The sequence below is a fragment of the Pectobacterium aroidearum genome (genome assembly GCF_015689195.1).
In the GTDB taxonomy this organism is placed as follows: domain Bacteria; phylum Pseudomonadota; class Gammaproteobacteria; order Enterobacterales; family Enterobacteriaceae; genus Pectobacterium; species Pectobacterium aroidearum.
On sequence record NZ_CP065044.1, the window covers coordinates 1,966,614 to 1,988,808 of the forward strand.

24 protein-coding genes and 1 pseudogene are annotated in these 22,195 nt (G+C 49.2%); 14 read left to right on the plus strand and 11 right to left on the minus strand.

What is annotated here, in order from left to right; genetic code table 11:
- Window positions 1-26 precede the first annotated feature (26 nt).
- From I2D83_RS08860 to I2D83_RS08895, 8 genes and pseudogenes are all read left to right on the plus strand, one after another.
- The gene (locus I2D83_RS08860; RefSeq protein ID WP_015839839.1) at window positions 27-374 is read left to right on the plus strand and encodes a GPW/gp25 family protein; all 348 of its coding nucleotides are present in this window, start codon (window positions 27-29) and stop codon (window positions 372-374) included.
- On the plus strand, window positions 365-1,468 hold the full coding sequence (locus I2D83_RS08865) for a baseplate assembly protein (protein WP_205947954.1): 1,104 nt from the start codon (window positions 365-367) through the stop codon (window positions 1,466-1,468). Before I2D83_RS08860 ends, I2D83_RS08865 begins: the two co-directional genes overlap by 10 nt.
- On the plus strand, window positions 1,461-2,042 hold the full coding sequence (locus I2D83_RS08870; protein WP_182099549.1) for a phage tail protein I: 582 nt from the start codon (window positions 1,461-1,463) through the stop codon (window positions 2,040-2,042). Before I2D83_RS08865 ends, I2D83_RS08870 begins: the two co-directional genes overlap by 8 nt.
- A 2-nt stretch (window positions 2,043-2,044) precedes the next feature.
- Window positions 2,045-4,057, plus strand: coding sequence for a pyocin knob domain-containing protein (locus tag I2D83_RS08875; RefSeq protein WP_241007293.1), 2,013 nt, complete (start codon window positions 2,045-2,047; stop codon window positions 4,055-4,057).
- 148 nt (window positions 4,058-4,205) lie between these two features.
- A complete protein-coding gene (tnpA, locus tag I2D83_RS08880) occupies window positions 4,206-4,643 on the plus strand; it encodes an IS200/IS605 family transposase (RefSeq protein WP_205948164.1) in 438 nt (145 codons plus the stop codon).
- A 266-nt stretch (window positions 4,644-4,909) separates the two neighbouring features.
- A pseudogene (locus tag I2D83_RS08885) lies at window positions 4,910-5,140 on the plus strand (helix-turn-helix domain-containing protein); the annotation flags it as partial.
- A 109-nt stretch (window positions 5,141-5,249) separates the two neighbouring features.
- Entirely contained in the window at window positions 5,250-6,218 is a 969-nt protein-coding gene (gene ybiB, locus I2D83_RS08890; RefSeq protein ID WP_181828275.1) for a DNA-binding protein YbiB, read from the plus strand.
- 86 nt (window positions 6,219-6,304) lie between these two features.
- Window positions 6,305-8,167, plus strand: a complete 1,863-nt coding sequence (locus I2D83_RS08895) for a M3 family metallopeptidase (RefSeq protein WP_205947955.1) — start codon at window positions 6,305-6,307, stop codon at window positions 8,165-8,167.
- A gap of 57 nt (window positions 8,168-8,224) precedes the next feature.
- On the opposite strand, the gene glnQ is transcribed toward I2D83_RS08895, so the two are convergent.
- The 4 genes from glnQ to dps all read right to left on the minus strand — a co-directional run bounded on the left by glnQ (window position 8,225) and on the right by dps (window position 11,279).
- Window positions 8,225-8,947, minus strand: coding sequence for a glutamine ABC transporter ATP-binding protein GlnQ (glnQ, locus tag I2D83_RS08900; protein WP_181828277.1), 723 nt, complete (start codon window positions 8,945-8,947; stop codon window positions 8,225-8,227).
- Window positions 8,944-9,603, minus strand: coding sequence for a glutamine ABC transporter permease GlnP (gene glnP, locus I2D83_RS08905; RefSeq protein ID WP_015839847.1), 660 nt, complete (start codon window positions 9,601-9,603; stop codon window positions 8,944-8,946). Before glnP ends, glnQ begins: the two co-directional genes overlap by 4 nt.
- A gap of 26 nt (window positions 9,604-9,629) precedes the next feature.
- Window positions 9,630-10,376, minus strand: a complete 747-nt coding sequence (gene glnH / locus I2D83_RS08910; RefSeq protein ID WP_010294862.1) for a glutamine ABC transporter substrate-binding protein GlnH — start codon at window positions 10,374-10,376, stop codon at window positions 9,630-9,632.
- A gap of 399 nt (window positions 10,377-10,775) precedes the next feature.
- Window positions 10,776-11,279: a DNA starvation/stationary phase protection protein Dps gene (dps, locus tag I2D83_RS08915; protein ID WP_015839848.1), complete on the minus strand. Its 504-nt coding sequence runs from the start codon at window positions 11,277-11,279 to the stop codon at window positions 10,776-10,778.
- 348 nt (window positions 11,280-11,627) lie between these two features.
- On the opposite strand from dps, the gene I2D83_RS08920 reads away from it, so the two are divergent.
- Entirely contained in the window at window positions 11,628-12,179 is a 552-nt protein-coding gene (locus I2D83_RS08920; RefSeq protein ID WP_205947956.1) for a P-loop NTPase family protein, read from the plus strand.
- Here the strand turns inward: I2D83_RS08920 and rhtA are convergent.
- A complete protein-coding gene (gene rhtA, locus I2D83_RS08925) occupies window positions 12,167-13,054 on the minus strand; it encodes a threonine/homoserine exporter RhtA (protein WP_180777034.1) in 888 nt (295 codons plus the stop codon). The genes I2D83_RS08920 and rhtA overlap by 13 nt on opposite strands.
- A gap of 376 nt (window positions 13,055-13,430) precedes the next feature.
- Here rhtA and ompX point away from each other — a divergent pair, with 376 nt between their 5' ends.
- Together ompX and I2D83_RS08935 are read left to right on the plus strand one after the other, a co-directional pair.
- On the plus strand, window positions 13,431-13,946 hold the full coding sequence (gene ompX, locus I2D83_RS08930) for an outer membrane protein OmpX (RefSeq protein WP_015839851.1): 516 nt from the start codon (window positions 13,431-13,433) through the stop codon (window positions 13,944-13,946).
- A 343-nt stretch (window positions 13,947-14,289) separates the two neighbouring features.
- A complete protein-coding gene (locus I2D83_RS08935; RefSeq protein ID WP_205947957.1) occupies window positions 14,290-15,459 on the plus strand; it encodes an MFS transporter in 1,170 nt (389 codons plus the stop codon).
- A 38-nt stretch (window positions 15,460-15,497) separates the two neighbouring features.
- Here I2D83_RS08935 and I2D83_RS08940 read toward each other — a convergent pair whose 3' ends face one another.
- Entirely contained in the window at window positions 15,498-16,904 is a 1,407-nt protein-coding gene (locus tag I2D83_RS08940) for an EmmdR/YeeO family multidrug/toxin efflux MATE transporter (RefSeq protein ID WP_043881744.1), read from the minus strand.
- Between the two features lie 511 nt (window positions 16,905-17,415).
- On the opposite strand from I2D83_RS08940, the gene I2D83_RS08945 reads away from it, so the two are divergent.
- The 3 genes from I2D83_RS08945 (at window position 17,416) to I2D83_RS08955 (ending at window position 19,046) form a co-directional block, all read left to right on the plus strand.
- The gene (locus tag I2D83_RS08945) at window positions 17,416-17,952 is read left to right on the plus strand and encodes a rhodanese family protein (RefSeq protein WP_205947958.1); all 537 of its coding nucleotides are present in this window, start codon (window positions 17,416-17,418) and stop codon (window positions 17,950-17,952) included.
- A gap of 65 nt (window positions 17,953-18,017) precedes the next feature.
- The gene (locus tag I2D83_RS08950) at window positions 18,018-18,347 is read left to right on the plus strand and encodes a DHCW motif cupin fold protein (protein ID WP_181847683.1); all 330 of its coding nucleotides are present in this window, start codon (window positions 18,018-18,020) and stop codon (window positions 18,345-18,347) included.
- A 234-nt stretch (window positions 18,348-18,581) separates the two neighbouring features.
- The gene (locus I2D83_RS08955) at window positions 18,582-19,046 is read left to right on the plus strand and encodes a GyrI-like domain-containing protein (protein WP_205947959.1); all 465 of its coding nucleotides are present in this window, start codon (window positions 18,582-18,584) and stop codon (window positions 19,044-19,046) included.
- 160 nt (window positions 19,047-19,206) lie between these two features.
- On the opposite strand, the gene I2D83_RS08960 is transcribed toward I2D83_RS08955, so the two are convergent.
- The 5 genes from I2D83_RS08960 to relB form a co-directional block, all read right to left on the minus strand.
- Window positions 19,207-20,085 (minus strand): hypothetical protein, encoded by an 879-nt coding sequence (locus tag I2D83_RS08960; protein ID WP_015839856.1) that lies wholly within the window; start codon window positions 20,083-20,085, stop codon window positions 19,207-19,209.
- A 617-nt stretch (window positions 20,086-20,702) separates the two neighbouring features.
- A complete protein-coding gene (locus I2D83_RS22485) occupies window positions 20,703-20,828 on the minus strand; it encodes a hypothetical protein (RefSeq protein ID WP_256541974.1) in 126 nt (41 codons plus the stop codon).
- Between the two features lie 251 nt (window positions 20,829-21,079).
- Complete coding sequence (locus I2D83_RS08965) at window positions 21,080-21,433, minus strand: hypothetical protein (RefSeq protein ID WP_205947960.1); 354 nt, start codon at window positions 21,431-21,433, stop codon at window positions 21,080-21,082.
- A 45-nt stretch (window positions 21,434-21,478) separates the two neighbouring features.
- Window positions 21,479-21,763: a type II toxin-antitoxin system RelE/ParE family toxin gene (locus I2D83_RS08970; RefSeq protein WP_010286547.1), complete on the minus strand. Its 285-nt coding sequence runs from the start codon at window positions 21,761-21,763 to the stop codon at window positions 21,479-21,481.
- Window positions 21,753-21,998: a type II toxin-antitoxin system RelB family antitoxin gene (gene relB, locus I2D83_RS08975; RefSeq protein ID WP_010286544.1), complete on the minus strand. Its 246-nt coding sequence runs from the start codon at window positions 21,996-21,998 to the stop codon at window positions 21,753-21,755. Before relB ends, I2D83_RS08970 begins: the two co-directional genes overlap by 11 nt.
- Window positions 21,999-22,195: the final 197 nt, after the last annotated feature.

A 22,195-nucleotide genomic window follows, 5' to 3' on the forward strand; every position in this document is an offset into this window, starting at 1 on the left:
CTCACCGGGGGCGACAATAGCCCCCTATGAAAACTCAATCTGTTTTTTGGCAACCGGCGCTGCAACGTTCTGGCGAGATCGTCGAAGGAACGGCAGATATCATGCAGGCGATTCACATCATCCTGCGGACACCCTGCGGCAGTGACCCACATCGGCCTGACTTTGGTAGCAATCTACATCTTTATCTCGATTATCCGATCGATCGTGCGATCCCGCATGTCGTCAGGGAGTCGGTAGACGCGATCAAACGATGGGAACCTCGCTGCCAGCTACTGGCGGTTAAACCTTCTGTGAATGGGGCTCACCTGACGCTGCATGTTAGCTGGAAAACCGCTAACGGCGCGACACAGACCACGGAGTTGTTATGGCGCTGACAGAACCCAATTTTATTGAACGCGATGCGGCGAAGATTACCGCCGAAATGATCGCGAAATATGAAGCTGATTCAGGGAAAACACTCTATCCGGCGCAGGCCGAACGCCTGCTGATCAACCTCTTTGCTTACCGGGAAACTTTATTGCGTAGTGCGGTCCAGGAAACCGCCAAGCAGAACCTGGTCGCGTTTGCTCGTGCACCGATGCTGGATTATCTGGCGGAACTGGTCGGCGTCTCCCGTTTGGCAGCGCAGCCAGCGCGCGCAGAGCTTCGCTTTACCCCCGAAACGCCGTTAGTCAGCGATCTGCTGATTCCTGCGGGCACTCGCGTGAGCGCATCGGACAGCGTGATTTTCACCACTGACAGCGACGCGCTGCTGAGAGCGAACGGCAACGGGGTCACCGTACTGGCGACCTGTACCGAAAGTGGCGATGTGGGCAATGACTGGCTGCCTGCCCAGATTAGTACGCTGCTGGATGAGATTGGCGACAGTGATTTACGCGTCGTCAATATCAGCAAAAGCAGCGGCGGTTCCGCTGAAGAAGATGACGATCGCCTGCGTGAACGTGTTCAACTGGCACCGGAATCGTTCAGTACGGCGGGATCGAAACTGGCGTATCGCTTCCATGCGATGCGAGCACACCAAAACATTGTCGATGTGGCAGTGATGTCGCCCGAACCAGGTGAAGTGGTGCTGTATCCGTTGCTCAGTACTGGCCTGCCGGACAGTAGCATGCTTTCGCTGGTGGAAAGTTTTTGCTCCGACGAACAGGTGCGTCCGTTGACGGATTTGGTCTCCGCCAAATCGCCTAAACAGGTGGATTACGCCATTAACGCCAAATTGACGTTGTTTAACGGTGAACAGGCTGGCGTCGTTCAGGCTGCGGCGGAGAAAGCGGTACAGGCCTGGGTTGAAACCCGAACCGCTACGCTGGGGCGCGACATTGTTCCAAGCCAGATTATTGCCACGCTTTCTATTCCCGGCGTGTATCAGGTGGAACTAACTTCGCCGTCATTGATGGTGCTTGATGACAGTGAATGGGCGAACTGTACAGGCATCAATGTCAGCGTCGTCGGGGTGTCGAATGGCTGATTCACTACAACTGCTGCCACCGCCTCTGGCTGCCGATGCCCGCTTTCGCTCGCTGGCGGAGCTGGCCGACCGCTTCGATGACATCGATCTGAATACCTTACTGGTTTATCTGATCGATATTGCAGACAGCAGCGCGTTGCCCTGGCTGGCAGAACAGTTCTCGTTGTTTGGTGACGGTTGGGAGCTGGCGGAATCGGATGATTCCAAACGTGCGCTGATCAAAGCCGCTATCGATCTGCATCGCAGCAAAGGGACGCCCTGGAGCATTAAAGAGATCATCCGCCGCTTTGGCTTCGGTGACAGCACGCTGATCGAGAACATTGGCCGCCTGAGTTATGACGGTGAAACCACCTACAACAACCTGTATGTGCACGGCGACAAAGCGGCCTGGGCGGTTTATCGCGTGCTGCTAAAACAACCGATTACCAACGATCAGGCCAGAATGTTGCGCAATGCCATTGGGATGTTTGCCCCGGCACGGTGTCACCTGGCCAGCATCGAATATTGGGAAGTGCCTATCCGCTACAACCGGACGGCAATATACGACAGTAACTACAATCATGGGAGCGCTTGAACATGGCGAATTTGTCAGAGAACCCGCAATGGGTTGACGGCATTTACCAAATCGAAACGTCAGATCCGGTCGTAGGTGGACCGGATGGCGTTTCAAACCGACAGGCTAAAGAATTGGCCAGTCGTACCAGCTATTTGAAAAAAGAGCAGGAAAAAACGGGCAGCGATTTGGCGACGCACGCCGCTGCCGCCGATCCGCATACGCAATACGCGCCGAAGGCGAATCCAACCTTCACCGGCACGCCGAAAGCGCCAACGCCAGCAATGGATAGTAATAGCCAGCAGATTGCGACGACGGCGTTTGTACGCTCGGTTAGTGCGACGAAACTGGCGAAAGATCAAAACGGGGCAGATATTCCTGATCGAGAGCTGTTCAACCGCAATCTCGGTTCATCGCGTGCATACAGTTCTTCGATCCCAATTGGAGGAAGCGATGGTTTATGGACAACCGCTGAGTTCATTGGCTGGTTAGAAAGCCAAGGGGCTTTTGTTCATGCTTATTGGGTTTGTCGTGGTTCGTGGTCATACGCTCACAATAAAATCATCTCTGACACTGAGTGTGGCCAGATACCACTGGCTGGTTCTGTTGTTGAGGTCATGGGGCAAAACGATGCCACGACAATCAGGATAACAACGCCTTCAACAACGCCAAGTGGGCTTAGTGATTCAGCTAATGCACAATTTACTTATGTCTATAACGGTGGTGATTATTCTCCAGGTTGGCGACGTGATTACAATACGAAGAATAAACCGACTGCGGCTGATGTTGGCGCGTTACCAGTGAATGCTGTTGCCCAGGCGGCCGCAAAGCTGGCTACTCCGCGCGCCATCAACGGTGTGCCGTTTGATGGTACGGCCAATATTGCACTGACTCCCGCAAATATTGGCGCATTGCCAGCGTCAGGAACGGCGGTGTCTGCTGCAAAATTAGCCGTCGCGAGAAAGATTGCTGGTGTGGCATTTGACGGCACGGCAGATATAAATATTAATTCTCAAGGTATTTTCTCGGCATCGTTATCTATCGGCAATGCTGTTGACTTGAACGCTTATACCACGCCGGGACTATATCATCAGGCTGCAAATGTTCAGGCAGCATCGGGCAAAAATTACCCAGAGGCGCAGGCAGGTTCGCTTGAAGTTCTGAAACATGCTGGCATTACTCAAGTTTACCGTATTTACAACAACTCCCGCTGTTACAAACGAACCCAGTATTCGGGAGTGTGGTCTGCATGGGTGCTGGATTACGATACTGAAAATAAGCCTACTGCAGCAGATATTGGTGCTATGGCAAAAACAGATGCTGATAATAATTATGTGCGACAGGGCTCATCCGGTGTTGTTTATAAGAATGATGATCTTGCATGGAATAGCCCTACTGGTGCGTATTTAAAAGATAACGGTACACATTCATCCCTAATTTGGCATATGGGATTAAATACCGGTTCGGCATCAGCAGCTCAGTTTTATTTTGACTTTGCTAATGGCGGAATAAAATATCGAAGCTCGCGTGATAATAGTGGTTTTGAAAAACCGTGGGCACGTATTTATAGCGATCAAGATAAACCTACTGCTGCTGAAATTGGGGCATTACCAGTTGCAGGAACTGCGGTGTCGGCCACTAAATTGGCCACACCTCGGAAAATTAACGGTGTAAATTTTGATGGCTCGGCTGATATAACGTTAACTCCCGCAAATCTCGGTTTTAAAGAAATCACTGAAACGGGATCGGGAGCAGGATATTACTGGCGAAAATATGCGGATGCGGCGATAGAGCTTTTTGCCAGCGAAGAAGTTGTAATGGGTTCGAATAAAAATGTTGTATTTCCCATTAAGATCAATGAGGTGATTTTTATCACTGGAAGCGATATCGGGGGATATAATGCTGGAAATGCGTATACGCTACGAATTTCTAATGTAACAAACGCCGGATTTTTGGTTTCATGGGATAGATTTAATGAGAATGGTATTTGGAACAAGAAAACACTTTACTACCATATAATCGCTAAATCTGCATAAATTGTGGCCCTATTGGGCCACTTTTCATTGTCAGCCTTAAACCACCTCCTCGGGAGGTGGTGATTGTACTTGTGAGGCTATAGCCTGAAGGAAGCCCATGCCAGAAAATTCCAGCTTACTCACCACAAGTAAGAAGGAAATCACTGATATGAGCAGTTATAGAAGTTCAGCACATGTGTTTTGGCGTTGCAAATACCACTTGGTTTGGACCCCAAAATATCGCTACAAGATTTTAATGGGCATAGTAGGGAAAGAGCTTTACCGTTCGATTTACATACTTTGCAATATGAAAGATTGCGAGATATTGGAACTAAATGTTCAACCAGACCATGTTCATCTTGTAGTGATGGTTCTACCGAAACTCTCAATTTCAACGCTAATGGGCGTCCTGAAAGGGCGCACGGCTATTCGTCTGTACAATAAATTCCCGCATATAAGAAAGAAAATGTGGGGTAATCACTTTTGGGCTAGAGGATACTTTGCGGACACGGCGGGAGTGCACGAAGAAATTATCAGACGTTACGTGAGGCATCAGGATAAGAAAGACCAAGAGTACGAACAGCAAATGGAGTTATTGCAGGATTAAAACGGACAAGACCCCCTTCTAGGGGGCCCCACTTAAAGCCACCTCTTCAAGAGGTGGATTTTTACATTAAATATAAGGTTCTATGGTTTCTATTTGATATCGTAAACAATAATAGTTGCCATATCAGTACGCAACATGGCAGTGCTAATGGACGTCGGTTGATTATCTGCATCTATGGTGACCGAATCTAGTGAGTCATCAAAATCATAATGAGATGAATATGACGAGGAAACTATAGGTGCATTTTTTACTGAAACAGGTTTATTAAGCGTTATATCGTCGAGCGCACGCGGGCTGGCCTTGATGCTGCTCGGTTGCAGGGGCGCATTGGTGGTCGAAAGCGACTGATGACGCCAGATGTGTTTTGTCGTGCTAAAGCGATGTTGGCGACAGGGGCGACCCGCCTTCAGGTGGCGAATATCGTCGGTGTATCAGAGAAAACCATCTATAAATACTTTCCCGCCCGGAGTCAGGGCGACGTTCCTGCTGCTGGCTAAAACGCGGCGTGATAGTAATTTCCTTTGCGCCAGAATCACCAGAATCTCGCTAAACATGTTATTTTCATTGATAAGTTCTTTACTGTGTCGCCGCAAATGAGAGGCCAGCATGGATTACACCAAAATTATCAAAGAAGTGGGGCGCGGGAAAAATCATGCGCGTGATGTCGATCAGGCCACGGCTTATGAATTGTATAGCGCGATGCTGCGTGGCGACGTGCCAGATCTGGAACTCGGTGGGCTGTTGATTGCGTTTCGCATCAAAGGCGAATCCGAAGCCGAAATGCTGGGTTTTTATCAGGCGATGGACGAGTATGTGTTGCGCCTGAATCCGCCAGCGGGATTCCCTATGCCCATCGTGCTTCCTAGCTATAACGGCGCGCGGAAACAGGCGAATCTGACGCCGCTGTTGGCGCTGCTGCTGGCAAAGTTGGGTTTTCCTGTCGTGGTTCACGGCGTCAGCGACGACCCAACCCGTGTCACCAGCGCGGAGATTTTGCGTAATCTCGGCGTGACGATTGCAGAGAATGCCGAGCAGGCTCAGCGCGAGCTTGATAACGGTAGCCCGGTATTTATCCCCGTCTCGACACTGTGTCCTGCCATCGATCGCCAGTTACAGCTGCGTTGGCGTATGGGCGTGCGTAACAGCAGCCACACGCTGGCCAAGGTCGCGACGCCGTTTGGTGAAAGCGACGCGCTGCGTGTCGCCAGCGTTTCCCACCCTGAATACGTTTCCCGCGTGGGGACGTTTTTTCACGATATCAATGGACGTGCGCTTCTGATGCACGGCACGGAAGGGGAGGTTTATGCTAACCCGCAGCGCTGCCCAGAGATTCATTTTATTCATCAGCAAAACACTAAAGTGCTGCAACTGCGGCAGGATATCAGCGTCGCACCCGATGCGTTGCCTATTGCGAAGGATGCTGCCACCACTGCGCGTTGGACGGTACAATGCCTGACAGGCGAAATTGCTATCCCGCAGGCGATTCGCCTGCAACTGGCGTGTTGTCTGGTTGCTGCCGGCGAAGCGGCGACAATGGAACAGGCTGTCGCTACGATTAAGAAACGCCTTGGCTGATCGACCTGTCGGAGCGGGTTCGGACGCGGTTTATCGCGCCACTTCATACAGCCAGGCGGCTGTCATTGGAAGAGAGAAGGAATACTATGCAACAGGTAGCGGACTATTTTAACGCCTTGAATCGCGACTATCTTGCGGTTCATCAGGCGAAAGAAGAACTGTTTTGGCAACTGTATATGGGAACTGGCGACGATGAGGTGTCCGAGCGTTTCTCTGCCGCAGAAAGTGCGTATAAACGCTTTATTTCACAGCCGCGGCGTTTGGCTGAGCTAAGAACCCAGCTTGCAACACTGGAAAGCAGCCCACGTGATGAACAACAGCAGGCGCTGTTACACGGCTTGCAAGGCTGGTATCGGTTTTTCGACTGCAATGTGATTGAAGATCCACAGGCTCAGGCGCTGATGGATGAAATTATTGCTGCTGAAAGTGCGCTATACGCCAAGCGTAAATCCTACGAAATGACGCATCTGGATGCTAAGGGTGAGCGTGTTTCTGCCTCGCTCGGAGAGCTGCTGACCAATCAGACGACTAATGATACTGAGGCCTATCGTCAGAGTTCTCAGCAGGCGCTGCGCGATCTGGAGCAGTGGCTGTTGCAGAACGGTTTCCCCGAACTGATTTCACTGCGTAACCGCTTTGCCCGTCAGATGGGTTACCGGAATTATTTTGACTATAAGGTCAATAAAACGGAGCGGATGACGCCGGAGCAGCTTTTTGCCATTCTCGATCCTTTTGAAGAGCAGACCCGTGAAGCGAATGCCCGCAGCCTGAAAAATCTGGCGAACGAAAAGGGCGAAGATGCGCTGCAGCCGTGGAATATTCGCTATGCCAGCGCGGGCGATGTGACGCGTCAGCTCGATCCTTATTTCCCTTTCTCGGCGTCGCTGGAGCGTTGGATCAACAGCTTTAAGCGATTGCGCATTGGGTTTAACGGTGCAGAAATGCAGCTCGATTTGCTGGTACGCAAAGGTAAATACGAGAACGGTTTTATGCACGGCCCGGTGCCGCCGTTTGTGCAGGAAGGAAAATGGGTTCCGGCGCGGATTAATTTCACCAGCCTGGCAAAGCCGGATCAAATTGGTAGCGGTGCCAGCGGCATTAATACGCTGTTCCATGAAGGTGGACATGCTGCGCACTTTGCCAATATTAAGCAGAATGCACCCTGTTTCTCGCAGGAGTTTCCGCCAACGTCGATGGCCTATGCCGAAACGCAGTCCATGTTCTGTGACAGCCTGTTGGGGGATGCTGACTGGTTAAAACGTTATGCAAAGAATACGCAGGGAGAAACGATTCCTGACGAATTAATCCGTGCAGACATCAGCACGCAGCAGCCAATGCGCGCTTTCAACGAGCGACACATTCTGCTGGTGCCGTATTTTGAATGGCAGCTTTATTCGTGGGACGATGAAGCACGTACGCCGGAAGCGATGACCAAACTGGCGCGCGACACCGAACAGCGAATTTTGGGCATTAGCGGTAGCCCGCGCCCGACACTGGCGATTCCCCATCTACTGTCTATGGAATCAGCGTGCTCTTATCAGGGCTATCTGCTGGCGCTGATGGCGGTAGAGCAGACGCGGAGCTATTTCCTGCAACGCGATGGCTATCTGACGGATAACCCGGCTATCGGCCCCGATTTAGCGCAGCACTATTGGTTGCCGGGGAATAGCGTGAGTCATGACGATACGTTGCGTAGCCTGACCGGTGAGGGTTTCAATCCCGCTTATCTGGCGCAGGCCTGCAATCTGACGGTCGATGAAGCCTGGCAACAGGCGCAGGGCACGATGGCACAGGCTGCTGCGCGTCCTCAGCCTGCTGCGGATTTCGATTTGTCAGCCCACATTCGCGTGGTCGATGGTAGCCGCGTGCTGGCGGATAATGCGCAGGGTGATGAGAAGATGTGTCAGGATTTTGCGGCGTTTATTGAACGGGAATACCCACGTTCGTAGGCATAACATTCGCTAATATCGAAAAAGAGAAAGGGGGGCGAAAGCCCCCCTTGTTGATCAGGATACGTGTTGCAGGAATTCACGCAGGCGGTCGCTGGGTGGATTCGTAATTAGCGTTTCCGGGTTGCCATCTTCAGCGATGCGGCCTTTATCAATAAAGATCAGACGAGAAGCCACTTTATGGGCAAAGCCAACCTCGTGGGTGACGATGACCATTGTCATACCTTCTTCGGCCAGATCTTTCATGACGGTCAGCACTTCGTGACGCAGTTCCGGGTCGAGAGCAGACGTCGGCTCATCAAACAGCATCAGCTTCGGTTTAACCGCTAAAGCACGGGCGATGGCCACACGCTGCTGTTGACCGCCGGAAAGCTCGGAAGGGTAGTGATGCGCGCGTTCTGACAGGCCCACTTTCGCCAGTAATTCCAGCGCCAGTTTCTCGGCATCGGCTTTGCTCGCGCCACGTACGCGGATAGGACCGAACGCGACGTTTTCCAACGCGGTAAGATGCGGGAACAGGTAGAACTGCTGGAATACCATCCCGGCTTCTTGACGGATTAAACGCTCGTCAACGCGCGGATCGTTCACTTTCAGGCCGTCAACAATCAATTCGCCGCTGGTAATTTCTTCCAGCTTATTGATGCAGCGCAGCAGCGTGGATTTACCCGAGCCTGACGGCCCGATGATGACCACAACTTCACCCTGGCCGATGGTGAGATCGATATTATGTAAGACCTGTGTCTTGCCAAAGTGTTTGGATACGTTTTTAAATTCAATCATATAATCTTAAGTCTTCTTTCCAGACGACGCAGAATAAAGCTGAGGATCAGCGTGATGCACAGGTAAATAATGGCAACCGCAGTCCAGATTTCCAGCGCACGGAAGTTGCCCGCGATGATTTCCTGTCCTGAACGAGTCAGTTCAGCGACGCCGATAACAATAAACAGTGACGTATCTTTGATGCTGATAATCCACTGGTTACCCAGCGGCGGTAGCATGCGGCGCAGGGCAAGCGGGGCAATAACATGGCGTAGCGTCGCGCGGCGAGATAGCCCAAGTGCCAGACCTGCTTCACGGAAGCCATTGTGAATTGACAGTACTGAACCGCGAGTAATTTCCGCAATATAAGCACCAGAGTTAATCATGATGGTCACTACAGCAGCGGCAAAAGGGTCAATCCGCACGGACGTGAAAATCATCGGCAAGGCGAAGTAAATAAACATCACCTGCACAACAATCGGGGTACCGCGGATAATTTCAATAAAAACGAGCGAGATGCGGCTGGAGAACCAGCCGCCGTAGGCGCGGGCAAAACCCGCGACCACGCCAATCACCAGGCCGCCAAGCAGACCCAGTACAGAAATCAACAACGTCATTTTTGCCCCTTCCATCAGGAGGGGCAGAGAAGGCCAAATGGCACTCCAGTCAAACTGCATGGAATATCTCCAGATTAAATCGGCAATTACTTAGGTTCTACGCCAAACCACTTCTTGTAGATCTCAGCATAAGTGCCGTTTTCACGCAGTGTTTTCAGGGCGCCATTCACTTTTTCACGCAGTTCGTTGCTGCCTTTCGGGAACGCGATGCCGTATTGCTGGGCTTTAATGGAATCACCTACCGCTTTAAACTGGCCATTGCCTGCGGTTTTGATGAAGTAGAGAATATTTGGCGTGTCGTGCAGCACGGCGTCAGCACGGTTGGTGCCCAGTTCCATATAGGCATTGTCGATGTTCGGGAACTGGCGCAGATCTTTGGTTTTGATATTGGCTTTAGCGTAATCAACAGAACCCGTGCCGCTCTTCACTGCCAGCACTTTACCGGCTAAATCCTGCTCGCCTTTGATGTCGTTGTTGTCTGCTTTGACCATCACCAGCAGGCCGCTGTTGTAGTAGCCGTCAGAGAAATCGATTGCTTTTTTGCGCTCTTCAGTAATGGTAATACCTGCCAGCGCCAGATCGATGTTACGTGTTTGCAGTGCAGGAATAATGCCGCCGAAGTCCATTGGCTTCAGGGTGTATTTCAGGTTGAGCTGTTTAGCGATAGCATCCCAGAGATCGATGTCAAAACCGACGTACTTGTCGCCTTGTTTGAACTCAAAAGGGACGAACGCGGTGTCTGTGGCGACAATCAGTTCTTTTTCAGCAGCATAGCTAGATACGCTCATCATCAGCGTCAGTGCAGCCAAAGAGGCTTTAAGTAGTGATTTCATCAAATCCTTCCTATTAGCAGTTGTGGGAGCTTTTTGTTTTACAGGTGTTTAAGCGTGTTGTAAGCATAGTACATCGTGCGAAAGTGAAACCTGAGTCAGTTACCCTGCGTTGTGCTTAACCTGTTGCTTTTATTTATTGCCCTGCCAGCGGTGAAATTTTCACCTCCGATTCGCTCAGGCAAGGCGCTGCTATGATTAACTGATTTATACGAGGGAAACAACCGTTGATTAGCGTTATGGCCAATTAATGGAGGCAAAAGCTAATTTTTTGAGCGTATTAACGGATAAAATGCGTGGTTTGTGCGGGTTTTACCCGTAAAGAGGGGGCTAGCGGGGGAAAGCGGCAGTAAAAAGGCTGCCTAAGCAGCCTTGAAAGCGTTCTCGGAATGATAATGCCGATTATTCAATATTTGATTCAATGAACCACAGGAACTGATCCAGATCGCGTGATGCGGCGGTCAGAATGTCTGCAGAGGCCTCATCTTCCGTTTTACCAATTGCCTTACGTACGTTGTTGGCGACAATCGCATAACGTTCTGCCAGCGCCTTCAGATGATCCTGAACACTATGGATGTTGGTTGGATAGCTTTTCAGCGAGGTTTGTTTACCCACAATTTGTACGGTACCCAGTGCGACACCGCCTATCTGCACCACGCGCTCGGCGATGGTGTCCTGATGGTCAATAATCGAGGTGCGGAAGCCATCCAGCATTTCGTGAACGGCGATGAAGTTTGCACCGCGCATATTCCAGTGCGCCTGTTTGGTAATCAATGACAGGTCGATGAAATCAACAACCAGTTGGTTTAACAGCGCGATCGTCGAGGTCTTAACGCTATCATCCAAATCATTGCGAGTGTAAAGCAGTGCGGACGGGGCTGATTTCACGAGTTTGGCGGTAGACATAATAGTTATCCTCTCTTTAATTATTCATAGTCTTACTGTTCAACGTGATTAATTATAGCAGTGATAAAAATTAATATTGAAAAGAATCACCTATCAAATGAATAGCTTTAGCATAACGATATTGTGGGTATTTGTAGTCAGGATTTATCTGATATCAATAATGTGGCAGGTAGCAATGTTATTGCAATATTTTAATTACTCCCTGAAACATAATCTCATATTTTGATAAATATCATCATCGCTTAGATGAAAATAGTTATTATTTGACAGCTATCTTTATACAAATAAGATTGCAGCGTTGTTTTCCTTCTGAAGAATATTGCATGCCAGTAAAGGGAGTCGTGCAGAATGAGAGTGAACATTATTGGCACCAGTGGAAGTGGTAAATCGACACTTGCTCGCCGCTTGTCTGAAAAGTTGGCTATTCCGTACATTGAAATGGATGCGTTGTTCTGGCTGAAGGACTGGCAGGAGCGGACAGATGCCGATTTTTTTCAACGGCTTGAAAGCGCACTGGAGCCTGAAAGTTGGGTGCTGGATGGTAACTATAATCGCACGCGTGATATCAAATGGCGCAATGTTGATGTTGTGGTTTGGGTTGATTACGGTTTTACCCGTACGCTTTTTCAGGCGATTCGGCGTGCCTGCGCTCGGGCATGGCACAAAGAGGAACTCTGGATTGGCACGGGAAACAAAGAATCTTTTCTCCGTAGTTTCTTTAGCCGAAAATCAATTATCCTTTGGACAATAAAAACCTATTCAAGAAACCGGAAGCGGTATTTAGCGGATTTAGCCGACCCGCGTTATCAGCATATTCACTTTATTACGCTGCGTTCTCCTCGCGAATGTGAAACTTTTCTGCAACATTTTCCCGAGGAAATACGCCTTCATTCTGTTTGAGTTGTCACATTGGCCGCACCTGCGGGTTTTATTGTCAACGTTGCGCCTATTGAGGCGATGATAATAAAGATAAGCGCCATCCACTGTATGAATGATAGGTGCTCACCGAGGAAGAGGATTCCTGATAGGGCGGCAATCGCGGGTTCCATGCTCATGAGGGTGCTGAACGTTCTGGCGGGTAGACGAGTCAATGCCACCATTTCCAGAGAGTAGGGGAGCGCGGTGGACAGAACCGCGACGGCAATACCGAGCGGGAGTATTGATAGCGAAAACAGCGTGCTTTCCGCATAATATGCGCCAATAGGGCAGAAAATCAGTGCGGCAATGCAGGAGCCGATTGCGACCGTTCCCGGTCCATGATTTGTGCCTGCTTTTTGCCCAAACAGAATATAGAGCGCCCAACAGGCACCCGCACCCACGGCGCAAGCCGCGCCCACCAAATCAACATTGCCGATATTGTGACCCAGCGGTAATAAGAACCATAGCCCGGCAACGGCCAGAAAAACCCATAGAAAATCGATAGGCCTGCGTGAAGCTAACATAGCAACGGCAAGCGGGCCGGTGAACTCGAGTGCAACAGCAATGCCGAGCGGCACCGTCTGCAGTGAGAGATAGAACAGAAAGTTCATCCCGCCCAGCGTGATGCCATATACCAGCAGCGGCAGGCGGTTACTGCTAAAGCGCATTCGCCACGGTTTGAAGATGACGCACAGAATGATCGTACCAATTCCCAGGCGCAATGCCGTTACGCCGGTAGCGCCAATGAGTGGAAACAGACTCTTGGCCAAAGCCGCGCCGCTTTGGATAGAAAGCATTGAAATTATGATGAGCAAGACCGGTACAAACGATGAGGAGCGGTGGGAAAATAAGGTCATTCTTTTGGCCTTAAAGCAGGTATAACGTTCCGTTGCTATTATATCCAATTGTAAACAATTTGTCTGGTATGAATTGACTTTTATTGACCTTTATTTACGCATCATTTAACTGCTTTATTTTTGTTCAATTCAGTTAGCATACAAACTGAGCGGGAAATTAGGAATTATCTGTTTTACTGCCTTGTGGTGAATTTATTTTTAATCTAACTGTCACAATAAAAAAGCCAATGTAATTAGTGCGATAGGTTGGTTTTGACAATATTTGTTACATCTAAAGGCCAATTGATAAATATTTATAGGGCGGCAAGCTTCGAACTTCTTTGTTATATTTAAGGCGTTAGTTAGTCTTTCATAAAATGAATTTGAGGCTGTAAATATGAAAAAAATCGCGTGTCTTTCCGCTCTGGCTTGTGTATTAGCCGTTGGCGCAGGTTCTGCATTTGCTGGTCAAAGTACTGTAACTGCAGGTTATGCTCAAGGTGATGCTCAGGGCGTACAAAATAAAGTTAAAGGTTTTAACCTGAAATATCGTTATGAGCAAGATAATAACCCACTGGGCGTTATTAGCTCTTTCACCTACCTGGAAAAAAATGGTAGCGATGGCAGCGACTACAGCAAAGGCCAGTACATGGGCTTCACTGCTGGTCCAGCTTACCGTCTGAATGACTGGGCAAGCCTGTACGGTGTTGTTGGTTTCAGCCACGGTAAAGTAACTAACAACGCTACCAACGGCCAGAACAACAGCAGCAATGACGATTATGGCTTCACCTACGGTGCTGGTGTTCAGTTCAACCCAATTCAGGACGTTGCTCTGGATGTAGGTTACGAACAAAGCCGTATCCGCAGTGTTGACGTTGGTGCCTGGGCTGTTGGCGTAGGTTACCGTTTCTAATCTAACCCTGTAGGGGTTATCTACCCTCAGCGTTGGTTGTTAGATGTGTCGGAAGAATCCGCTCTTTTCAGAGCGGATTTTTTTATGGCGAATTTCCTGCCCGCCACTCTGTGGGACGTCGTAAGCGACGTTTTTCTATGACTGTTTGTCAAACCCGTGACGAGTTTCGCCAGTCTTTTAGCCAGTCACTTTCCCGCCGGTCGCTATTCAGGTGTTCTTGCCACGGTTAAGCAAAAGCATGTGTATCGGTCTGTCATCATATTTTATCTTGACGTTAAGGTTCTTTATGTGAAGATATTGACCATCAGGCAGCAATGATTTGCTCAAGCTATTGAGGTTATACATGGTAGTGATATCAACGGCCCGCACGCGGGCTTTTCTTTTCTTCACGATTATCCTATTGGGATTGAATTTACGCCCTGTACTGGCAGGGATTGGTCCGTTGCTGAATCAGATTCAGGCAGCAACGGGCCTGGATGACAGTATGGCGGGTATGTTAACTACGCTCCCCGTGTTCGCTATGGGGTGGTGTGCGTTATATGGCGGCCAGTTGCAGGCTCGCCTTGGAGAATATCGGGGAATCACGCTGGGTATTGTGGTGATTGCCCTGGCGTGTGGCGCCCGTTGGTGGCTGAATAGCGGCATTGCTCTGCTGGTTAGCGCCGCACTTGCCGGGATCGGGATTGCCTTGATTCAGGCGCTGGTGCCGTCGTTTATCAAGCTCCATTTTGGCCGCCATAGCAGTCTCCTGATGGGCTTTTACACCACGGCGATTATGACCGGTGCAGCGTTTGCGGCTTCATCCGTTTCCCCGCTGGCAAATGTGTGGGGTTGGCAAAGCGCGCTGGCCTGTTGGGGGATTGTCGCGCTGGTTGCCACGGTGGCCTGGCGGTGTGTCCCTAAAGCGTATACCGCGAAGCAGGACACGGCGGCTGTTGTAGCAACGCGCCGAAGCGGAATGGACTGGCTGCTGATGGTGTTCTTTGGTATTGGTACGGGCGCGTATACGCTGGTGCTGGCATGGCTGCCACCGTATTACATTCAACTGGGATTGGATGCGACGCAAAGTGGCCTGATGTTGGGGGGATTAACGCTGACGGAGGTGATTTCCGGTTTGCTGGTGTCCACGTTCATCAACCACTTCCCTGATCGGCGCAAACTGCTACTTCCTATTCTGATCGTGATGCTGGTGGGGATGATTGGACTGATCGTGGTGCCGCTGACGTTCACGTATCCGATTATTATTATGCTGGGGATTGGTATTGGCGCGCTATTCCCGCTGTCGTTGATTGTAGCGTTGGATCAGGTGACGGAATCGCATAAGACCGGTTCACTGATGGGCTTTGTGCAAGGCGGCGGCTACATCCTCGCCAGCCTGATGCCTTTGCTGGCGGGTTTTATACGCCAGCATACCGCAGGGCTGGAACAGGCCTGGATGATTATGACCGTTGGTGTGGTTGTATTGATCCTCATGGCGACGCGTTTTGCTCCAGTGAAAAGCCCGAGTCGCTAAGCCGTTTGTTGTGTTGTCAGCGAGCGGAAACCCGCTCGCTATGCTTTGTCCGTGGGGGAGCGATAGCGCCATAGCCAGCGTCCGCTCATCAAGCGGCGGTAATAGAAGAAGCCGCGGACAATCCAGTCAAAGAACATTCCCATCCACACGCCAATCACGCCAAAACCAAGCATCACACCGAGGATATAGCCTGCGATGACCCGACATCCCCACATGCCTGCCATTGCCACCCACATGGTGTAGCTGGCGTCTTTCGCCCCTTTCAGGCCGGCAGGGAGCACCCAGGCCGCTCCCCAGATTGGCATAAATAGCGCGTTGAGCCACAAGAGATGTTTTGCCACTTCGATAACTTCCGGCTCATTGGTGTAAAACGATGCCAAAAAGCTGGCACTTGGGACCGATAATACGGCGAGTGCGCACAGCCCAATATTGGACAGCCAGAAGATATACTTCAATTGGCGGGTCGATTGCATGATTTGGCCTTTCCCCAGCCGTGTGCCCACAATAATGGTAGCGGCTGCGCCGAGCGAATTGCCGGGAAGGTTGATCAGCGTTGAGATGGAGAAAGCAATAAAGTTTCCGGCGATGACTTCGGTTCCCATACCCGCCACAAAGCGCTGCGTGATCAGCTTGCCGATGTTAAACATCACGGATTCTATGCTGGCGGGAATACCGATACTGAGCACTTCATAGAGGATCGACAGGGTAAAAGGTGCAAAGTAAGACTTGAAGGGAATACGCAGCGCACCGTTAAAACCGTGCATCAGCGTCAGAATCACGAATACCGCACCGATATAACGTGAAATGGTAATCCCGATACCAGCACCAATAAAACCGAGGCCATTCCAGGAAAAGGCACCGTAAATCAGCAGGCTGCTGATGGCAATATTGAGGATGTTCATCCCAATGTTGATGACCATGGGTAACTTGGTATTGCCGGCGCCCCGCAATGCGCCACAGCCTACCAGCGCGATGGCAACAGCAGGGTATCCCCATACTGTCCAGCGAAGGAACGTGAGAGCGAGTGCTTTAACCTGTGCGTCGGCCTGTCCGGCGATCAGATCGATAATCGCTGAACCGGCGAATTCAACTAACGCGACTAACAGAAACGATGACAGAACCAGTAATGACATCGACTGGCGAGCAGCAGAACGCGCCTGCTTTCTATTGCGTTGTCCTATGCTGAAAGCCACAACAACGGCGGTCCCCAACGCGACGGCGGTAAAGAAGGCGATGATGACCATATTGAAGCTATCAGCCAGACCGACGGCCGCCATCGCTTCTTTCCCCAGCCAACTGACCAGGAAGGTGCTGAAAACCCCCATCAACACGACGCAAAGGCCTTCAATAAAGATAGGGAAGGCGAGCGGTGAGATTTCTCTCCAGAAGAGAACACGGTTGGAGTAACGCTTTTTATACCAGTCTGTATCTTTTAATTTTTTCATGAAACGGTCTTGGATCGATCTCAAGTTTCCCAGTCGGTGCGGTAAACAGAGCCATTAAGGTGGCTCGCAAATAGCATTATTCTTGCACGATACGTAATTGATACAGTGACTTACCCATACCGTGTCTGAACCATTTTGTACGCTCGCGGCAGTATGGCTGTTTTTTAAAATAGCGTTCCTGTTTACAGAGTATCAGCCGCCAAATCGATGTCCAGCCTGGATTGCTTTCCTCGCATGGAAAGTTGTTGCACGCGCCCACCATTTAATTTAGATTTTACTTAATTAGATTTATCTAAATTAATGGTGGCACGCATACCATCAGCGATATCACCTTCCTTACCGACTTACCGACTTACCGACTTACCGACTTACCGACTTACCGACTTACCGACTTACCGACTTACCGACTTACCGACTTACCGACTTACCGACTTACCGACTTACCGACTTAGCGCTACGCTGAACAGTTGCATTATGACGGGTTTCCGCGGCTCAAAAGAGGATCACGATCATGCCAATACCACTTGCTATCTCACCTGCTCAGGCCCGCAAATTGTTAGATGAAGGGGCGATACTGATTGATATTCGCCAGCCGGAAGAGTACGCCCGCGAGCACATCGCACAAGCGAGGTTACAGCCGCTGAATTCCTCTGCCGGATATGTTCTCCCCGATGATGGCAGGGAAGGCCAAACGGTGATTTTCCACTGCTTATCCGGCATGCGTTCGGAACAGAATGCTGGCTTGCTGGCACAGGCGGCGTCACCCGCAACGGTTTTTCTTCTGGAAGGGGGAATGGCCGCATGGAAAAAGGCGGGGTTTCCGACAGAGGTGAATCGTAAGCAGCCGATTGAACTCATGCGGCAGGTTCAAATCGCCGCTGGTGCACTTATTCTGAGTGGTGTATTACTGGGTTACAGCGTAAGCAGCGCTTTCTTCCTGCTTTCTGGTTTTGTAGGGGTTGGGTTGCTGTTTGCTGGGGTAACCGGTTTTTGCGGTATGGCAAGGCTGTTAATGAAAATGCCGTGGAACCGTGACGCCAAACGCTGATTGGCCGGGATGACCTGCCGGGATAGTAAGCGGAGTGTTAACCATCAAAAAATAGGGGCAGCAATATGGACATGAAGAACATTCCGTTTGGTACGACCGACTGGTCGCAAATAGAACCCACCGAGCATCACGGGGAGACAGGAATCGCCTACTGGCGAACACAGCGTTTTGATAATATTCGGGTGCGTATTGTTGAGTACACGCCTGGTTACCTGGCCGATCACTGGTGCTCAAAGGGACATATTCTGCTGTGTCTTGAGGGCGAACTTCATACGGAACTGGACGATGGGCGTGTTTTTGTTCTTAAACCCGGAATGAGTTATCAGGTTGCGGATAACGCAGAAGCTCATCGCTCCTACACCGAGACGGGCGCTAAGCTGTTTGTTGTGGATTGATGGTGAGGGGCTAATCCGGAGTAGGGAGATTAGCCCTCGACCATAATTAACTCATCCTATCTGGATTCGCGTTCGTCGAAGCCAAAACCGTTTGTACAGAAACGCTCAAGTCGTTGCTCGATACGGAAGTGACTCGCTTTTAAACCTGTTGTCGTTGTTGATATATAACACTACACTCAATGTGGTTAATGGGTGTGTTGGGTTATTGTCTATACGAATCAGGAGTGTACGAACGTGTCTATCAGAATTGAACTTGCAGAATCGATGGAAGTGCTGAGCCTTCGGGTCGTGGGTCCCTATTACGAAAAAATACCGCAGGGATTTGATGAAATATTATCGTGGGCAAGGGAGCACCATCTCTCCATCGATAAATCTTTGGCGTTCTACTGGGATGATCCCAGCAAAGTAGAACCGGATGAATTACGGGCCGATGTAGCGATTACGTGCAAAGAGATGCCGTCAACGTTGCCAGAAGATGTGGGAATACGTAGGGAAGTCATTCCCGGTGGACTTTATGCTGTGACGCACACTATTGTAGAGAATGGTGATTTTGCGAAAGCCTGGGATGACTTTTATAAAGCCATTAATGCACAGGGATACCGCCCGGCAGGTGATATCTGTTATGAAAGCTATTTGTGCGACGGAAGCAATGGCAAATGGGAAATTGAAATATGGCAGTCTGTTGAAGCAGCGAATTAAGTCTGTTCATCAGGGTTAGCTTAAAAATAAAAAAATATCGGAGCAGCCTGCATCGTTACTGTGAATACGCTGTGAGAATATTACACTATGGTATATCGCTGGTATGGTTGAAGTTATCTGGCATTATCACAGGCACTCAATGAATGCCTGTTGTAATGCATCATTTAATCACTGAGTTATCGATAGTTTTAATGGCTGTACCATTCTGCTGCTTGATGATGTTTAACTGGACTCCGTCAGATTTACGTGTTGCTAAAACATTAATATCCTTTTCATCATCGCAATTGAAATCACCTTGCAACGATAGCGCGATGGCTTTTAGCGAATCATCGGTAGAGAAAGGAATAGACAAGACGGTATTGTCTTTGCTGATGATTTTTACACCGACAGCGCCAGTGATGTCGTTCTGATACAGGTTATAGACTTTTCCGTTACGAGAGTCGGTATCAATAAATACTTCTGTTCCCAGCGCTTTTGCACTCGTCAAAACAATCGCGTCGATGTCGGCACCCGGTGAATCGGCATATTTTGACAGGCTGGTGTCGACGATTTTTAGATAGGTAAATGAATCAGACTCGGAATCAATCACGTCAATGTCATATCCGATGACAGAACCACGATTGGTTGTCGTCTGGGCGGATGCCGGGTTAATGGCCTGAAACACCGGTGTAGCTTTAATCCATTCACTGCCGTCATTGGATACGTAGGCATCCCATGACTCATAGGTTCCTGCTTCATAGACATAGACATCCGCCTCCGCAGTACCGCTCTTTTTAATCGCGTACGGGGTAAAACGAACCACAACACTACCTGCTGCACCGAGGGAAAGTATATTTTCATTCGCGCTATAGCGGTTAGGCTCACCCAGTATTCTTTCAGGCACTTTATAACTTGAAGATACATTAGGACCAGGCGTATAGCTCACGATTTCTGTGGCAAAACCCACCGCGGTACCCGGAATATCGGGATAGCCTTTATAGGTTTCAGCAAAGGCTGAAGCTGAGAATAGGCACATTAATGCAATTGCATATTTTTTCATTTCACTTCCTCTTAATATAAAAATCACGATTATGGGGAATGAGTCCATTCCATTTTACGTATACCAGCACGTTGATAATTAGCCCGCCGCAGCATTGATGGACATTGCGCTAGCACGTAAACGGCACGTGTAATCGAACCGACAATAGGCAGCGTCTAATAGCACTGACGATCGATTCACGTTGGATAATGATCTCGCAAACCCTCGGAGCTTCATTTAAATTCTTTTTAGTATTTAGTCGAGGTGGATTTTCCTGATCGGTGAACGTGTTACAGCGATGAAGGGCCAGCACAAACCTCGCAATTGCACTGATATTTTCAATTTGTTTTGGGCAATGTTGTGTTATTGATTTGGCTATCTGGGGTGTTTTTTTGGGGAAGGAAATATATATTCTTGATAACTTCGGGTAGGTTTTATCATTCACTATCTGGCGGTAAAACGCCTGTGTATGAAGAGGTGTGGAATCTGGGGTATTATTTTAATGCAATAGAAGATGATGCAGGAAGAGTGGTTTAACACAAACTTATACGAGTAGTAGCTGATAAATCTTTAATCTTTACACATGGTTTATTTTAAATACTTCATTTGTAATTATGTAAAAAATTTCTTCCGCATCATTACAAAATCTCATCATCATTCACGTCATCGACAACCTGAGCGGCAATATCCAAGTGCGTGGGTAGGGCTGTCAGCATGTCGCCGAGTACGCAGATCGTCGTTCCGTTATAGGTGATCGTTTCCATTTTCTCATCCTTGATTTTATGACGGGTTATTCCCCCGTAATTCCACCATAATTCCCCCAGTGAAATCCAGACGAAAAAAAACCAACCGCACGAGAGAAGTTGAATTTATAGGTTAACTGATTGTTTATGTTGATTTGATTGTGATTCTATTTTTTATCATATAACTAAACGTATAACTAAAACGAAAAGTCATCATGAGAAATAGCCTGCGCATGACTGTAGAGTTTCGTTTGATACTCTGATTTTTAGCGCTATCTGTGCTGTAAATTTAATTTTGCTTTACGACGCTCCAACACCATCATTTTTCGGGTGTGTTGCCATAAAATCCCATCTAGCAACATAAACTCACGCCACTCGGCTGTACCCAAAGAAAGCGATCTGTGCATCAACTCGCCAACACGTTCAGCAAGGAGTAGGTTTCTTACACGTAGCAATTGCAACGGCGTAAATCGCCCATTATCACCCGCCAAAGGAAAGAATGCCTGGCGGCTGCGTTCCCCATGTTTCACCGCATTGGTGTTACCAATTGGAGCGCCCGCGCCGATACGTTTCCCGCCCCAGCCAGACGATCTTGATTGTTGGGTGTGTTTTTTGTCGTTTTTCATGGTTGCATGGCGGTTAGTCTGTGGATGTACGTTCGTTAAAGGTTGTCACCATTTTGACGGTAAACGTCTGTGCGTATGAAAGACGCGCAGAATCTGGATCATATTATCTTTCACGCGGTAGGGGATGATGTAGGGATAGTGCGTTAATACCAGCTCACGCGTTCCTGGCACACGGCCTGGCCTTCCCATTGCTGGCTGTTGCGGTAGTAATTCCGTTAATCTTCGGACTTCATCTACGAACTGGCTGGCAGCCTGTGGATCGTCTTGCGCGATATAGAGGTATTCGGCTTCCAAATTGGCCGCAGCTTTACGCAGCCATTTAATTTCCATGTCTTGCCGTTCCTAGCTTTTTAAATAGATTGTTCATCTCATCTGATGAGACAAAATCGCCTGCATCGGCTTCTTTAATGGCTTGCTCGATCTCTGCTATCTGCCATGCTTCCCGCGCAAGATAGTCTTCAATAGCTTGTCCAGCCAGAAAAGAGCGGGTACGTCCTGTAGCTTTAGCCAGCGCATCAAGCTGCGCAGTTGTTTCATCATTTAAGCGAACGGACATGACGCCCATATTGTTACCTCACTACATTGTGTGTTTTGTATACATTGTAGTTGTCAAGAGGGAAGGAGGCAAGTGGCTACTCAATGGTAGCCACTTGCCTCCTTCCCTATGATGAGATGGTCATAGATGTATTTTGACTAAACTTAACCCTTTTTTGTAAGATATGAAATATGAGGAATGCTGACATCAATTTATAGTGTTCGATT

Excerpts from the sequence above, each read along its gene's own strand:
- I2D83_RS08940 (WP_043881744.1), bottom strand. The coding sequence starts at position 16,904 with ATGAAAAAATTAAAAGATACAGACTGGTATAAAAAGCGTTACTCCAAC.
- I2D83_RS08935 (WP_205947957.1), top strand. The coding sequence starts at position 14,290 with ATGGTAGTGATATCAACGGCCCGCACGCGGGCTTTTCTTTTCTTCACG.
- I2D83_RS08865 (WP_205947954.1), top strand. The coding sequence starts at position 365 with ATGGCGCTGACAGAACCCAATTTTATTGAACGCGATGCGGCGAAGATT.
- dps (WP_015839848.1), bottom strand. The coding sequence starts at position 11,279 with ATGTCTACCGCCAAACTCGTGAAATCAGCCCCGTCCGCACTGCTTTAC.
- glnH (WP_010294862.1), bottom strand. The coding sequence starts at position 10,376 with ATGAAATCACTACTTAAAGCCTCTTTGGCTGCACTGACGCTGATGATG.
- I2D83_RS08965 (WP_205947960.1), bottom strand. The coding sequence starts at position 21,433 with ATGAAAAACGACAAAAAACACACCCAACAATCAAGATCGTCTGGCTGG.
- glnP (WP_015839847.1), bottom strand. The coding sequence starts at position 9,603 with ATGCAGTTTGACTGGAGTGCCATTTGGCCTTCTCTGCCCCTCCTGATG.
- I2D83_RS08870 (WP_182099549.1), top strand. The coding sequence starts at position 1,461 with ATGGCTGATTCACTACAACTGCTGCCACCGCCTCTGGCTGCCGATGCC.
- I2D83_RS08950 (WP_181847683.1), top strand. The coding sequence starts at position 18,018 with ATGGACATGAAGAACATTCCGTTTGGTACGACCGACTGGTCGCAAATA.
- relB (WP_010286544.1), bottom strand. The coding sequence starts at position 21,998 with ATGGGCGTCATGTCCGTTCGCTTAAATGATGAAACAACTGCGCAGCTT.
- I2D83_RS22485 (WP_256541974.1), bottom strand. The coding sequence starts at position 20,828 with ATGGAAACGATCACCTATAACGGAACGACGATCTGCGTACTCGGCGAC.
- I2D83_RS08875 (WP_241007293.1), top strand. The coding sequence starts at position 2,045 with ATGGCGAATTTGTCAGAGAACCCGCAATGGGTTGACGGCATTTACCAA.
- rhtA (WP_180777034.1), bottom strand. The coding sequence starts at position 13,054 with ATGACCTTATTTTCCCACCGCTCCTCATCGTTTGTACCGGTCTTGCTC.
- I2D83_RS08860 (WP_015839839.1), top strand. The coding sequence starts at position 27 with ATGAAAACTCAATCTGTTTTTTGGCAACCGGCGCTGCAACGTTCTGGC.
- glnQ (WP_181828277.1), bottom strand. The coding sequence starts at position 8,947 with ATGATTGAATTTAAAAACGTATCCAAACACTTTGGCAAGACACAGGTC.
- I2D83_RS08895 (WP_205947955.1), top strand. The coding sequence starts at position 6,305 with ATGCAACAGGTAGCGGACTATTTTAACGCCTTGAATCGCGACTATCTT.
- ybiB (WP_181828275.1), top strand. The coding sequence starts at position 5,250 with ATGGATTACACCAAAATTATCAAAGAAGTGGGGCGCGGGAAAAATCAT.
- I2D83_RS08970 (WP_010286547.1), bottom strand. The coding sequence starts at position 21,763 with ATGGAAATTAAATGGCTGCGTAAAGCTGCGGCCAATTTGGAAGCCGAA.
- I2D83_RS08945 (WP_205947958.1), top strand. The coding sequence starts at position 17,416 with ATGCCAATACCACTTGCTATCTCACCTGCTCAGGCCCGCAAATTGTTA.
- I2D83_RS08960 (WP_015839856.1), bottom strand. The coding sequence starts at position 20,085 with ATGAAAAAATATGCAATTGCATTAATGTGCCTATTCTCAGCTTCAGCC.
- ompX (WP_015839851.1), top strand. The coding sequence starts at position 13,431 with ATGAAAAAAATCGCGTGTCTTTCCGCTCTGGCTTGTGTATTAGCCGTT.
- I2D83_RS08920 (WP_205947956.1), top strand. The coding sequence starts at position 11,628 with ATGAGAGTGAACATTATTGGCACCAGTGGAAGTGGTAAATCGACACTT.
- tnpA (WP_205948164.1), top strand. The coding sequence starts at position 4,206 with ATGAGCAGTTATAGAAGTTCAGCACATGTGTTTTGGCGTTGCAAATAC.